This window comes from Acinetobacter rongchengensis (genome assembly GCF_003611475.1).
In the GTDB taxonomy this organism is placed as follows: domain Bacteria; phylum Pseudomonadota; class Gammaproteobacteria; order Pseudomonadales; family Moraxellaceae; genus Acinetobacter; species Acinetobacter rongchengensis.
Genome location: NZ_RAXT01000174.1, coordinates 1 through 770 on the forward strand (window position 1 = coordinate 1; position 770 = coordinate 770).

The following is a 770-nucleotide window of genomic DNA, read 5'->3' on the forward strand; positions in this document are numbered from 1 at the left end:
GCAATAATCTTGGCACGAGGTTTTAACTGATACTGTTCAACCGCTTGCTCTGATGCAATCAATACAGCCGCCGCCCCATCATTAATTCCTGATGCATTGCCCGCAGTCACTGTTCCATCTGCTTTCACCACACCTTTGAGTTTGGTTAAACCAGCTAAAGTGGTTGATGCACGTGGATGTTCATCGGTATCCACAATGATCGGATCACCTTTACGTTGTGGAATACTTACAGGAATGATCTCGTGTTGAAAGAAACCTTGTGCCTGTGCAGCTGCTGTACGCTGCTGACTACTTAGAGCAAACTGGTCTTGATCAGCTCGGTTGATATTGAACTGTTCTGCAACATTTTCAGCAGTCTGAGGCATGGTATCCACGCCATACATCGCTTTCAGCGTGGGATTGATAAAACGCCAGCCCATAGTAGTATCTTCGATCTTTTGACTACGACCATAAGCTGTGTCTGATTTACCCATCACAAAAGGAGCACGTGACATGCTTTCCACGCCACCTGCGATGATCAAATCGGCTTCATTTGCTTTAATGGCACGAGCCGCCATGGCAATGGCATCTAATGATGAACCACATAGACGATTGACTGTGGTGGCTGGAACTTCTACAGGTAAACCCGCCAGTAAAGCTGACATACGACCTACATTACGATTGTCTTCACCCGCTTGGTTGGCACAGCCGTAAATCACATCATCGACCTGTGTCCAATCCACACTGGGATTACGTTCAATTAAAGCCTTGATCGGCAATGCACCAAGGTC

General features: G+C 46.9%; 1 protein-coding gene. It reads right to left on the bottom strand.

Going from position 1 to position 770, the window contains the following annotated elements:
* The coding region (locus tag D7V20_RS19360; RefSeq protein WP_120385416.1) for an acetyl-CoA C-acyltransferase at positions 1-770 on the bottom strand (770 nt) is incomplete at both ends.